Raw genomic sequence first — 13187 nt, forward strand, 5'->3', positions numbered from 1 at the left:
AATTGTCTATGAAATCACTTTTACAAAAGAGTCCCTACATCATAGTTCCTCTAAGCTACATCTTGGCGGGTGTTATTTTTTACGGCGATCATTCCTTTATGCTTCCCATTACCCTAACCACCTGTTTCTTGGTCGCCTACTTCTTAAAAGAGCGTCCAAAACGACAATTGCTGTGGGCTTTTATGCCACTATGGCTATTAATTCTTGCTCCATCCATCATCAGTATGGATTTTAAGCGCTCCATTCTCTATTTGGTGTGCATACCATTAGTGGTTTTTCTGGGACGATGGGCCCAAAAAGCCCATTTTATTCCCAAGCTGCTATTTACCATAGGTTTTGCCCTGTTTTTAGGGAAATATGGATATCCCAGCATGCTTTTGGCCTTAACGGACGACTCTACATTTTATGAAACCAAACCTTTTCCCTCGGACTTGGTTTTTTTGGACAAGCACAAAGACACTATTCGGTTCGATCAAAAAATCACCGTTCTGGATTTTTGGAACACGGCCTGCAAACCCTGTTTTGAAAAATTTCCCTACTACGAAAAGATCAGTGAAAAGTACCAACATCCCGAAATTGCCTTCTATTCGGTGAACATCCCGCTAAAAAACCAAAGGTTTGAAGCCAGAACCCACGTAGCGGAAAAACTGAATTACTCCTACACCACCCTGTATGGCGAATCCATGAAAAAGGTACAGGAGGCTTTGGACTTTAATGCATATCCACACTTAATTATCCTAAAGGATAGTACCATTATTTACAGCGGTAATTTTGTGACGGGCGAAAGCATTTATATTGACAATCTGGACCGACAATTGCAAAAAATTGTCCGTAAACAAGACTTGCCGTTTTAGATTTATGTAAATGTTTGACACCAGAAAAAAGAAACTTACCGCGATAGGACTCGCAATGGTTTTGTTTATACTGCTACTATTGAAAATCCTATTTTTTTAATCTAGGATACAATTATCACGGTATCGGGCTTCACATTCTAAAGTGGCTTACTGCTTCCCCTTTCCTTTTGTCCCTTTACCCCTATCTCCTGCCGCCTGATAACTGATTACTGCCTACTGCCAACTAATTACTGCCTACTGCCTACTGACTACTGCCCCCTGCAAACTGCACTTTTCCCCTAGTTTTTTTAAGGTTTTGCTGCAATGAAATGTTATGGGTAATTGCTATTTTGCATACCGCAGCCCTACCCCCGCTCTTACGTATTAAACTATGCTAAGACATCGATAACATTCCTGTTTGGGTGTTTATGGATGTACTTTATGCTTGTTTAAACAAGTTGGCAGCAAGGTGAAAAACTCACAAATGACCGATAAAAACAATACAAATCCCTTATTCGACTCGCAAAGAGAAAAGGCAGGGGCTAAAACTATTGATAAGTACCTATATCAGTATCATTGGGCTTTATACAGAGTTATTTGTGAACATGATACAACGAATGAATATGCAGTATTTATTGAACTTCATGAAGATGTCGTGATTAGTGATTCACTAAATTCTCAAAATGCAAAATTCGAATTCAATCAGGTTAAAACGAATTCAGCAAAATTTACAAATTATCAATTAGTAGAGAAAAAAAAGAGCGGCAGGTCAGTTTTAGGTAAGCTAATTGAAAGTGTTAATTCTAAACCTTATGCAGACAAGATTACCTCCTTGAATCTTGTTTGCACTAGCAACTTTAATCTTGAATTAAAAAAAGATGATGTTGAACTAAAAATTATTCGAAAAGAAGATTTAACAGACAATCAACTTAAAAAATTAGAAGACGCATTAAAAAGTGAACTTTCGATTTCTGAGTTACCGTCAACGTTAAAGTTTATTGTACCTGATTTAGCCGAAAAAGATTATCAGAAAATCCTTGTTGGTGAAATTTCTAGTTTAATAAATCGCCTTTATCCGGAATCACGATTTAATGATGAATCGATTTACAGACTTCTTATTGATGAACTTATACGAAAAGGAAAAGTCACCTATGATTTCACCAAATGGGATGAACTCATAAAAAATAAGGCGCTGACTTCAGAAAAAGTAACTAGTGTCATAAATGAATTCACAAATATTAAAGACGAAGCTCAATTGGATTTGGAGTTCAACCGTATTTGTGCAGAAATAGGTCTTAATTCAATCAAGTCCATGTTATTAAAACGATCATTTTTAAGATACAAGAGACAAAGGATAAGTAATAATAGTAGTTTTCAACACGACACAACAACTATCCTTCAAAAAAGAATTGAAGAATCAATTGCTTCAGGAGAATCTGAATTCAAAGAATTAATCATTCAGGTATCGACTAATCTACCTGCGAAAATTCAAAGACAATTTTCTTCACAAGATGAAATAACGTCAGCTGTAATCTGTGAATATATAATGATGATGTAATGGATAAAAGCAACTTTAAAATATTGATAAGAAATCTTAGAACTAAACAAAATGAAAAGCTTAAGATTGATACAACTGCTAGTTCTGTCAAACACAGCAAAGTCAGCAAATCAGTTCAAATTCAGCAAAAACCTGAATCTGATAACGGCAAAAGATAATAGTGTAGGAAAATCAACATTATTAAAATTGATTTTTTGGGGACTTGGCTGTGAACCCGAACTTGATACTACTTGGAATGCTCAGGACTGTAAAACAATCGTTGACTTTGAAGTTGCCGACAAAACTTTTAGAGTAAAAAGATATAAAAATGAAATTTCTATTAAAGAAGGTAGTTCTGATTATGAAGAGTTTCAAAAAATAACAGGTGAGTATTCTCAAAGATTTGCAGAGATTGTTGGTTTCAGCGCATTATTACCAAATCAAAATTCAGGGTTGTTAGAGACTCCCCCTCCTGCTTATTATTTTATCCCGTTCTATATTGACCAGAAGAGAAGTTGGGCTAAAGCTTGGGACAATTTTGATAGATTAGGTCAATATCGTAATTGGAAGTCTACTATAATAAAATATCATGTAGGACTCCTTAAACCTGAACATTTTGAATTGGAATCTGAACGAACAGATAAGAAGGAATCACAAAAAAATATTGAGTATGAAGTAGAGAAAATTGACACAACCCTTGAAGTTATTGAAAGCTATGTTCCTGATTCAGTAAATACGGTTACTACGGTTTCTGCAATCAATAAAATTACAGACAGCATAAAAAAAGATTTGGAATCGCTTCAAAAAAGTCAAGAAGAATTGCTTCATGCAATAGCTATCAATAATTCCGAAAAATCGTACCTCTATCAACAGCAGGTAATGACTGAGAAACTGATATCAGAACTTGACAAAGACTATAAATATTCTGTTGAAAACATTGAAGATGATGAAATCGAATGTCCATTATGTGGTGTTGTTCACGAAAACTCAATTGTGAACCGTGCTTCAATTATGACAGATAAAAATCAAGCTGAAAATCAGCTTAAAGAAATAATCCAATCTACTGTTAAAATTGACAAGAAAATAACTTCTAATGAAAGGCAATTGGAGAGTATCAAGTCGCAAATTTCTGAAATAAATGAAAAGTATGTAATTGAAGACGAAACTGAAATAATTGATTTTAATCAAATAATTGAAAGTGTTGCCGGAAACTCTATCAAAAGCAAAGTAACTATAAGTAAGAATATAAAAAATACCGAAATAGCAATACTGCAAGAAGAAATCAAAGACTTAAAAAAGAAACAAAAGTCTTTAACAACTGAAGAAGAAACTGATAGTATTTTGAACTCCTTTAATTCAATTTTATCAAATTACGTTAAACTACTTGACGCTGAAGCAGTAAATCTATCTGAAATAAACTCTCCATTAGACTACAATAAAGTCATAAAAGAAGGTGGAGCCGCTGAAGGTGCAAGAGCCATATTAGGGTACTACTTGACTATTTTTTCGATGGTAGAAAAATTTGGAAATGAAGCTAAGTCTCCTCTAGTCATTGACACCCCAAATCAGCAGGAACAGTCATTTACAAACTATGAAAAAATAGTAGAATTATTAACAGACGATTTTTTAGATGGCAATCAAATTATAATGAGCGCTATGGAAAATGAACAACTCAAGCCATTTGCTAATAAAGCACAAATAATTACTCTAGATGAAAACAAATTACTCAGCAAAGAGAAGTATGATGAAGTGAAAAATATCTTTAAATAAATAAACCCAGCAGCCAACAATGTACATAAAAAAATAGGCGAAATAGTGGTAAAATCAAGAATTTTGGCTCATATCAAAATTTGTGTTTAACCGAAAAGTTAGTGCGTAAAAACCCGCTGCTATTCTTATACTAAACCGTTAGCTGCAAGTTAAAACCCACCTATGAGAGAATGGACTGAAATCCCAGATATTGAACTTTTTTCTGATGGAGGAGCCGAACCAAATCCAGGTAAAGGTGGTTTCGGAGTGATTCTATCCTATAAAGGAAGAAGAAAGGAATTTTCCCAAGGTTATGAATTAACTACGAATAACCGAATGGAATTAATGGGGGTAATTTTTGGACTTGAGCAATTAAAAACAAAATCCAATGTTCAAGTATTTACAGATTCTAAATATGTAATCAATGGAATAACAAAAGGTTGGGCGGAAAAATGGAAAAAAAATGGATGGAAAAGAAAAAAGAATAGTCCTGCAATTAATAGTGACTTATGGGATAGATTATTAAATGTAATATCTAAACATAATGTTGAATTCAATTGGGTCAAAGGGCATGCAGGTCATACAGAAAATGAACGTTGTGATACTCTGGCGAATATTGGATTAAACTCTAATGAACTTATTGAGGATGTTGGGTATGAACCTAAAGAAATCGACAATGACCAAAGTTCATCTACTGACAAAACGTTTAGCAAACAAAGCAAAGTTAAAATAGAAAACGTAGGAGATGAATGCCGCAAATGTGGGGAGCCAGTAATAAAGAAAACACCGAAAAAGAAAAAATTAAAACCAAATCAATCGTACTATTTTGAATATTATCTTTTTTGCCCTTCTTGTAAAACTATGTATATGACAGAAGATGGAAAAAGAGAAATTGTCAATGAAAATAGATTGTTTGAATGAAAGTAACCTTGACTCTAAAAGATGACGGAAACCAAAACTGATTTAAGCGGACTTAACGAGAAACAAAGACAAGCAGTAGTAAGCGAATGCAAAAGATTACTCGTGCTTGCAGGTGCAGGTTCGGGAAAAACCAAAACGCTGCTTCAAAAACTTATCTACCTAATTGAGGAAAGGGGTGTTAATCCAAGTAATATTTTGGCAATCACTTTTACAAAAAATGCTGCCAATGAAATGCTTGATAGATTAATCATTTCAGCAGATGATACGGAAGAATATGCCGAAATTCTTGCAGACAAAAATCGAACAACTAAAGAGAAAGATACTGAACGCTATTTTTTTGCCAAAAAACACAAGTGGATTGACAACCTAACCCTAAAAACCTTTCACAGCCTTTGCTACGGAATAATCAGAAACTTTGGTGTAAACGAGTTTGACAACAAATTCAGGATAATTGGAGATACAAAAGCAACTGATGATGAATTTGCAAAGTATTCTGCGACTGAAACAGCTTTTGAAGTTGTTCATAAAATCTTAATCCGAAACTGTGAATCCAACGAATATCTGCTCAACTTGAAAAGATACATTTTGGATTATGTGATTGACAAAATCCATATAGAGAAAGTCAACCGCCTTTCGCTACCAAAAGATGGGAAGTATTACACCACATTGAACGGCACAAAAGTTCGGTCAAAATCGGAACAATACATTGCAGATTGGCTATACCGTCACAGTATCAATTTTGAGTATGAACCAAATGTAAACTTTAGGGATTTTGATTTCAGGCCTGACTTTTTCATTCCTGAAGCTAACCTTTATTTAGAACATGTCAGTGATAAAAGTTATCCTACAAAAGGAAAAGAACAACAGTTCAACAAAGCTAACAAGCTACTAGTAAAAACCTTTGAGCACCAAACAAAGGATACGGCCCTATTCAACTTGGCTTTGGAAAGAATTGTAAAAAATAGGCTTCCATCAAATTATCATTTTTCGACAGCTTTATCGTTTGAGGAAGAATTCAATTCCTACCATAAAGAAATCAAGGACTTTTTACGTCAAATAATGAGAGTGGTTGATATGGTTAAAGTTGAAAACATACCAACCAAAACCGTCTTAGAAAATTCAAAGAAAGACCAACACGAGCGAGTTCGGGATTTTTATAAACTTGCAATCCCTATCATAGAACAATATCAAGACTATTGCACCAATAAATCATATCTTGATTTCAACGATATGATTACAAAGACTATTTCATTATTTAAAAACCATAGTGATATAGCCGATAAGTTCAGAGGAAAGTTTCAATACATTCTTGTTGATGAATTTCAAGATGTCAACAACTTACAGGTTGAGTTAATCAAGCTTCTATTAACAGATAAAAATCAACTTTTCTGTGTTGGAGACGATTGGCAAAGTATTTATGGATTCAGAGGTTCCAATGTAGATTACATTGTCAATTTTAAAGAGCATTTTAAAGAATCTGATACCATAAAGTTAAGTATGAATTATAGAAGTACTGAGCATATTGTTGGTGCCAGTAATGAGGTAATCAAACACAATAAATTTAAGGTAAACAAGAACGTCCAATCAAATAAAAAGTCAAGTAGCAAAACTCACATTTATGCAGGAAAAAATGTGGCTGAAAATATTGAGTACGCTCTTGACCAAGTAAATAAGCTCAAAAACAAAGGTTATAAAAAGGAAGATATTTTGTTTCTCTACAGAAGAAGCAAAATGTACAGTCCTTACTTTGATCGATTTAAACAGGAAAGGGTGTTCGTTTCTGGCAAAACCATACATGCTTCAAAAGGTCTTGAAGCAAAAGCGGTATTTATTATAGGTTTGACCGAAGGAAGTGGAGGGTTTCCAGATATTTGGATGGAGGATAGAATTTACCAAGTAATAAAAGAGTCCAATCACGATTTGCTTCTGGAAGAGGAAAGAAGATTGTTTTATGTCGCTATCACAAGAGCAAAGGACAATTTGTTTCTGATTACTGAAAAAGGAAATGAGTCAAGTTTTCTTAAAGAAATTCCCGATAATTTTACATTTAAAACCAGTGTTCCCTTTAAATCTGTTGTTGAAGAGATAGTTCTTTGTTTAAAATGCAAAAGTCGACTAGATGAAGGTTTCGTATACTGCCCATACTGTGGAAGTGAGCAAAAGCTTTTAAATTAAAACACCTTATCCACCGCTTCAATCGTTTTATCCAAATCCGCATAGCTGAGCGCATCGTTTAAAAAGTAGCTTTCAAAAGCAGAGGGCGGTAAGTACACCCCGTTCTCCAACATGCCATGGAAGTATTTTTTAAAGGTATCGTTATTGCCCTTGGCAGAGCTGGCAAAATCCACCACAGGCTCGTCCGTAAAGTGCACGGAAATCATACTGCCATAACGGTTAATCTGGTGGGACACCCCCTTTTCGGTCAGGGTTTGGGCAATGCCCTTGTGCAAATAGGCCGTTTTTTCGGCGAGGCTGTCAAACACCTCGGGTTGGTTGTTCAAAGCGGTGAGCATGGCCAGTCCGGCACTCATCGCCAACGGGTTGCCGCTTAAGGTTCCCGCTTGGTACACCGGTCCTTCGGGCGCCAAATGTGCCATGATCTCGGCACGGGCCGCAAACGCGCCAACAGGCAGTCCGCCCCCGATCACTTTCCCGAACATCACAATATCGGCATCAATGCCCAAGGTTTCCTGCGCGCCGCCCTTGGCCAAACGGAAGCCGGTCATCACCTCATCAAACAACAACAAAATGCCCTCTTGGGTGCAGAGGTCGCGCAATCCCTGTATAAATTCCTCCTTGGGGATAATACAGCCCATATTCCCCGCTACGGGTTCCAAAATAATGGCAGCAATTTCGCCCTTGTTGGCTTCCACCAAGGCTTTTACCCCTTCCAAATCGTTATAATCCGCTAATAACGTATCCTTGGCCGTACCCTGGGTTACCCCGGGACTGTTGGGACTACCAAAGGTAACGGCACCGCTCCCGGCCTGTATTAAAAAGGAATCGGAATGCCCGTGGTAGCAGCCCGCAAACTTGATAATCTTGTCCTTGCCCGTGTACCCGCGCGCGAGTCGCACTGCACTCATACAGGCTTCGGTACCACTGTTCACAAAGCGGATTTTATCGATATTGGGCACCATGGAAACCGCTAATTGGGCCAGTTCCGTCTCAATTTCGGTAGGCGTTCCAAAGGAAGTGCCCTTTTTGGCCTTTTCGATTACAGCGTCGATCACTGGCTGGTACGCATGACCCAAAATAAGCGGTCCCCACGAAGCAATGTAGTCGATAAGTTGGTTGCCATCGGCATCGTAGAGGTAGGCCCCTTTGGCTTCTTTGATAAAAACAGGGTCGCCACCTACGGCTTTAAAGGCCCGTACGGGTGAATTGACCCCTCCGGGGATGTATTTTTTGGCCTCTGCAAACAAGGCGCTGCTTCGTTGGTAAATCATAAATATGTTTTCGTCATGCCCGCGCACCTGCCTGTCGTCAGACAGGGGCGGGCATCTATATTATCTTTCTCTTCCTTGTCATGCCCGTGAAAACGGGAATCCATTACTTTTGGATTCCGCATCGTGCTTCGACTCCGCTCAGCATCCGTGCGGAATCAACAATATTGCTGTCAGTTCGAGCGCAGTCGAGAACGCCTTTTAGCCCAATCCCTTTTGCACCCCTCGACTCCGCTCAGCATCCGTGCGAAATCAACGACCATGCAGTTCTCGATACATCTTGATCTGCGATCAAGCCACTCGAACTGACCGGTTGCCCCAATGTGTCTTCATGCCAAAACACAAGACCCCTCGACTCCGCTCGGGATGACATCCGAAGCACAAAGGTAATGAGGATAAAACATTTTGGGAAATGGATTTTCAGCCGCGTCATGCTGAATTGGTTTCAGGTTAACGTTTGTCAGTTCCGACACCCAGCTGTCAGTTCGAGCGCCCGCCTGCCGGACGGGCAGGCAGTCGAGAACCCCTTTTGCATTCTCTTTTTATTGCACCCCTCGATTCCGCTCAGCATCCGTGCGGAATCAACGACCCATGCAGTTCTCGATACATCTTGATCTGCGATCAAGCCACTCGAACTGACCGGTTGCCCAATGTGTCTTCATGCCAAAACACAAGACCCCTCGACTCCGCTCGGGATGGCATTCGAAGCACAAAGGTAATGAGGATAAAACATTTTGGGAAATGGATTTTCAGCTGCGACATGCTGAATTGGTTTCAGGTTGACGTTTATCTATTCAACTGGTTTTTGGGGGTTGAGCGGAATGATAACATTGCGGTCAGTTGGAGCGCCCACGTGTCAGTTCGAGCGCAGTCGAGAACGCCTTTTGGCCCAATCCCTTTTGCACCCCTCGACTTAGCTCAGCATCCGTGCGGAATCAACGACCACCATGCAGTTCTCGATACATCTTGATCTACGATCAAGCCACTCGAACTGACCGATTGCCTCAATGTGTCTTCATGCCACAACACAAGACCCCTCGACTCCGCTTGGGATGACAAACGGACAACAAATAAAATCATTTAGCTCAGAAGATTGGTGTTGTCATTTCTAAGGGGTCACAACAGTGCAGCCATTCAACCACCTAAAAACTATTGCGCCCTGCGGATATTGAGCACCTGCCCAATGGAAATGATGTTGTCCCTTAAATTGTTCAAGCGACGGAGTTCGTCCACCGAAATATCATAGCGTTTGGAAATCCCGTACAGCGTATCGCCCTTTCTCACCTCATGGGTAAATACTTCGTATTGTTTCGGTTCGCGGACGGTAGAAAGTCCGTTTTCAACCACTGCTTCGTCATATTTGTGCAGCTCGTAGCGCTCAATCAGGGCTATCAACTTTTGGGGGTACTTGCGGTCGGTGGCATACCCTGCTTGGCTGAGGCCATGGGCCCATTTTTTATAATCGTCCCGTTTGTAGTTGAACAAAAAGGCGTAGCGCGACCGTGTCGTTAGGAAGAGACTATGGTCCCGAAAGGAATACATGGGGTGGTTGTATTTTCTAAAACACTCGCCTTTGGCGTCGTCGTCATGAAAATCGAATTCCCCTTCCCAACCCGTATGGCATTTGATGCCAAAATGGTTATTGGTTTTTAGGGCCAGTTCCCCCCTACCGGAGCCGCTCTCCAAAATGCCCTGTGCCAATTTAATACTGGCCGGAATGCCAAAAGCACGCATTTCGTACTGTGCCACCTCGGCAAAGGTTTCGATATATTCTTGGGTATCCGAAATCAAAAAGCGTTCAAAACGTCCGGTATCCTCGGGCATGGGATACAAGCCCGTAGCATCGTCTGCATCGAGTTTTGGGGTGTTCGTACGGGCCTGCCTATCGGAGTTGACCACTTTGGGCGCCCCTTTTCGGTGGGTGGTGCGCTTCTTTTTTGCCCCACAGCTAGTGAGCAAAAGGGCCACCATCAATACATATCCTATTCGCCTGATCATATGTCCAATAACGGTAATTTCTTCTTTTTCAGTATAGCGTTCATGCCCGGTATGCCCTGTAACCCTCCCGTGTGGATGGCCAAAATCTGGCTTCCGGACGGAAAAAAATTCTTTTTGATCAAGTCAAAAATACCAAAAAGCATCTTTCCCATATAAATGGGATCCAAAGGGATTCCGGTCTCTTTTTTAAAGCGGTTGATGAAAACAATGAGTTGTTGGTCCACCTTGGCATAACCTCCAAAATGATAGTCGGTTACCAGTCGCCAACGATTATTTTGGGCAAATGTACGAATCTCCTCGGTCAAAAAATCACCTTTAAGTGCAGGGAAGCCCAAAACGGTCTGATGCGGTTGGGAGGCATTGATAAGTCCTGCCAGGGTACCGCCCGTACCCACAGAACTGCACACATAATCGAACTTAGCATCCGCTTCGGTCAGGATTTCCGTACACCCCTTCACGGCCAACTCGTTGGTACCGCCTTCGGGCAGCAGGTAGACATTTCCAAACTGTTCTCTAAGTGTTTCCAGAAAAGCAGGTTCATTTTTGTGGCGGTAATCGCTGCGTGACACAAAATGGAACTGCATGCCATGCTCGTGTGCCAATCGCAAGGTGGGATTGTCCTGCCATTGGGTCTCCAGTTCCTCACCCCGAATGACACCAATGGTCCTAAAACCGTGTTTGTGGCCCGCATAGGCCGTGGCGGCGATATGGTTGGAGTAGGCCCCACCAAAGGTGAGCAAGGTATGTTGGCCTTGGGCCTTGGCTTCAAGCAGGTTGTATTTGAGTTTGCGGTACTTGTTCCCAGAAATCAATGGGTGAATGGTATCCTCCCGCTTTACGAACAGTTCAACTCCCTTTTCTCGGAGAAGGGGCAATACAATATGCTGATTGGGGATAGTCAAACTAAAGGCGATGGATTAAATTCATTAACATTCCAAAATATCAATACTTATTTGTATTAAAATATATTGTAATTTAGTCTCATTATTCAATACAAATATAAGCCCAAATGTTAGATATTGTTCTCGAATATAAAAGTCTTCTTGAAAACCTTCATCAATACATTGAGGACAGCAAGTACAAAAAGGAGCATATTATCAATGAACTTGGTATATCCAGAGCCACCTTTTACAATAAACTGAAGAAGCGCAGTTTTAGTATTCCAGAAATGATCACTTTGAGCAGTTTACTATTTCCCGAAGATACCAAGGCTTTGGAAATCAAAAATGCGTTGGAAAGAAGTAGAAAGGATAGTGATGCAGGTCGGGTTCTGGAACACGAATCGGTAATCGCCGCAGCCCGAAAAAAAATTCTTGAGTCCAAGTGAAGGTTATTTGGACGCACGAGGCGAAAAAATCTTTTGACGGCATTCTGGATTATCTCCTAAAAGTCTGGTCCCAAAAGGAAGCTTTGGCCTTTGTGGATTTGGTTGAAGATACCATTGCAAAAATCAAGGAACACCCAGAACTTTTCAAAATTTCCAAATACAACCACACAAGCCGGGAAGCCTTTATCACCAAACACACGACCATGTTTTACAGGATTTTGGAGGAATCCATCGAAATAGAGTACTTCTGGGGCAATTTTCAAGACCCAAAGAAGGTAGAGAAGTTCTTAAAATGAGGATTTTCAACCATCAAATCCACCAAATGATCATCGGGTCAGGTACTTCAAAAAGCCGAAGGTTCGGCGCTTGGCAAGATACTCCATATCCTTTTCGTTGGCATACGCCTCCCGCTCAAAACTAATGTTCTGATAAGCGCGATAACTGTCCAAATAGAGCACCGTGCGCAGCAGCCATTCGGAGATATACCAAAGGTAAAATGGCAAAATAAGCAGTTCCCGCTGTTGTTTGAGGTGGATACGCTCGTGGTTGATGAGCACCTCGTCCGCCATCAAGGAATCTTCCTTTAGGATAATGAAGGGCCAAAGGGAAAGACCTACATAATTTTTATAGAAGAAGTGTTTGAATACCAGTATCAACTGCTCGCTATCTAATGGTTCACTAACAAATATAACTGCAAAAAGTGCTCAAAATTTGATGATGGGCAGAAATCCATCAACATTTTCGGTGAACAACCCTGTTTTAGAAATCTTAAAATCCATTTTCCTTTGCTACAAAATTCGTAAATTCATATAGTAATTGGTAAACAACGCATGAAAGAACGCATTCCCTTGGAAGAGGGTGATTATTACCTTTCGGAACAAGGGTATAGGGTATTTACGGAAAAGTATCATCTCAAACGAGGGTACTGTTGTGAGAGTGGTTGCCGCCACTGCCCGTATGGATACAACACCAAAACAAATACTCAATAATAGCGATTCGGCATAATTTTTGTGCCTTATTTAAGTATACCTCAAGAATTTAAAAAAGATACTATGAAAAGTTTACAACGTTTTGCATTCATCGCCTTCGCTTTTGGTCTTTTGGCCTCGTGTACTTCCGTCAGGGTGGTTTCTGATTACGACCAAAAAGCGGACTTCGACACCTATAAAAGCTATGCTTTTTACAAAACAGGCATTGACAAGGCCCAAATTTCCGATTTGGACAAGAAACGGATTTTACGTGCCATTGAGACCGAAATGGGATCCCGTGGATTTGTGAAATCCGATAATCCAGATGTGCTGATCAGCATTTTTACCAAGGAACGTGAACAAGTGGACGTCTACAACAACAACTTTGGCTGGGGTGCTGGCTGGGGC

Annotated in this window: 13 protein-coding genes; 9 read left to right on the forward strand and 4 right to left on the reverse strand. The window is 40.0% G+C overall.

What is annotated here, in order from left to right:
- Nucleotides 1-8 precede the first annotated feature (8 nt).
- From RBB12_RS16025 to RBB12_RS16045, 5 genes are all read left to right on the forward strand, one after another.
- Nucleotides 9-854, forward strand: coding sequence for a TlpA family protein disulfide reductase (locus tag RBB12_RS16025; RefSeq protein WP_306014694.1), 846 nt, complete (start codon nt 9-11; stop codon nt 852-854).
- Nucleotides 855-1317: 463 nt separating this feature from the next.
- The gene (locus RBB12_RS16030; protein WP_306014695.1) at nt 1318-2391 is read left to right on the forward strand and encodes a DUF4297 domain-containing protein; all 1074 of its coding nucleotides are present in this window, start codon (nt 1318-1320) and stop codon (nt 2389-2391) included.
- Nucleotides 2392-2442: 51 nt separating this feature from the next.
- Nucleotides 2443-4140, forward strand: coding sequence for a hypothetical protein (locus RBB12_RS16035; protein ID WP_306014696.1), 1698 nt, complete (start codon nt 2443-2445; stop codon nt 4138-4140).
- Between the two features lie 162 nt (nt 4141-4302).
- Nucleotides 4303-5040 (forward strand): ribonuclease HI, encoded by a 738-nt coding sequence (gene rnhA, locus RBB12_RS16040; protein WP_306014697.1) that lies wholly within the window; start codon nt 4303-4305, stop codon nt 5038-5040.
- Nucleotides 5041-5061: 21 nt separating this feature from the next.
- A complete protein-coding gene (locus RBB12_RS16045; protein WP_306014698.1) occupies nt 5062-7215 on the forward strand; it encodes an ATP-dependent helicase in 2154 nt (717 codons plus the stop codon).
- Here RBB12_RS16045 and hemL read toward each other — a convergent pair.
- The 3 genes from hemL to RBB12_RS16060 form a co-directional block, all read right to left on the reverse strand.
- Nucleotides 7212-8489, reverse strand: coding sequence for a glutamate-1-semialdehyde 2,1-aminomutase (hemL, locus tag RBB12_RS16050; protein ID WP_306014699.1), 1278 nt, complete (start codon nt 8487-8489; stop codon nt 7212-7214). The two genes, RBB12_RS16045 and hemL, sit on opposite strands and share 4 nt — an antisense overlap.
- A gap of 1146 nt (nt 8490-9635) precedes the next feature.
- Nucleotides 9636-10484, reverse strand: a complete 849-nt coding sequence (locus RBB12_RS16055; RefSeq protein ID WP_306014700.1) for a glucosaminidase domain-containing protein — start codon at nt 10482-10484, stop codon at nt 9636-9638.
- A complete protein-coding gene (locus tag RBB12_RS16060; protein ID WP_306014701.1) occupies nt 10481-11359 on the reverse strand; it encodes a 1-aminocyclopropane-1-carboxylate deaminase/D-cysteine desulfhydrase in 879 nt (292 codons plus the stop codon). The genes RBB12_RS16055 and RBB12_RS16060 overlap by 4 nt, the downstream gene beginning before the upstream one ends.
- Before the next feature lie 134 nt (nt 11360-11493).
- Here RBB12_RS16060 and RBB12_RS16065 point away from each other — a divergent pair, with 134 nt between their 5' ends.
- Both RBB12_RS16065 and RBB12_RS16070 read left to right on the forward strand, forming a co-directional pair.
- The gene (locus tag RBB12_RS16065; RefSeq protein WP_293287029.1) at nt 11494-11811 is read left to right on the forward strand and encodes a hypothetical protein; all 318 of its coding nucleotides are present in this window, start codon (nt 11494-11496) and stop codon (nt 11809-11811) included.
- On the forward strand, nt 11808-12107 hold the full coding sequence (locus RBB12_RS16070; RefSeq protein ID WP_306014702.1) for a type II toxin-antitoxin system RelE/ParE family toxin: 300 nt from the start codon (nt 11808-11810) through the stop codon (nt 12105-12107). The genes RBB12_RS16065 and RBB12_RS16070 overlap by 4 nt, the downstream gene beginning before the upstream one ends.
- 30 nt (nt 12108-12137) lie before the next feature.
- Here the strand turns inward: RBB12_RS16070 and RBB12_RS16075 are convergent, their stop codons facing one another.
- Nucleotides 12138-12467, reverse strand: a complete 330-nt coding sequence (locus tag RBB12_RS16075; protein WP_179385663.1) for a hypothetical protein — start codon at nt 12465-12467, stop codon at nt 12138-12140.
- A 174-nt stretch (nt 12468-12641) separates the two neighbouring features.
- On the opposite strand from RBB12_RS16075, the gene RBB12_RS16080 reads away from it, so the two are divergent.
- Nucleotides 12642-12800, forward strand: coding sequence for a DUF5522 domain-containing protein (locus RBB12_RS16080; RefSeq protein WP_164732849.1), 159 nt, complete (start codon nt 12642-12644; stop codon nt 12798-12800).
- Between the two features lie 63 nt (nt 12801-12863).
- A partial coding sequence (locus RBB12_RS16085; RefSeq protein ID WP_306026724.1) for a DUF4136 domain-containing protein occupies nt 12864-13187 on the forward strand: 324 nt, incomplete at its 3' end.

The organism is Allomuricauda sp. MMSF_3307, assembly GCF_030733585.1.
Lineage (GTDB): Bacteria > Bacteroidota > Bacteroidia > Flavobacteriales > Flavobacteriaceae > Flagellimonas.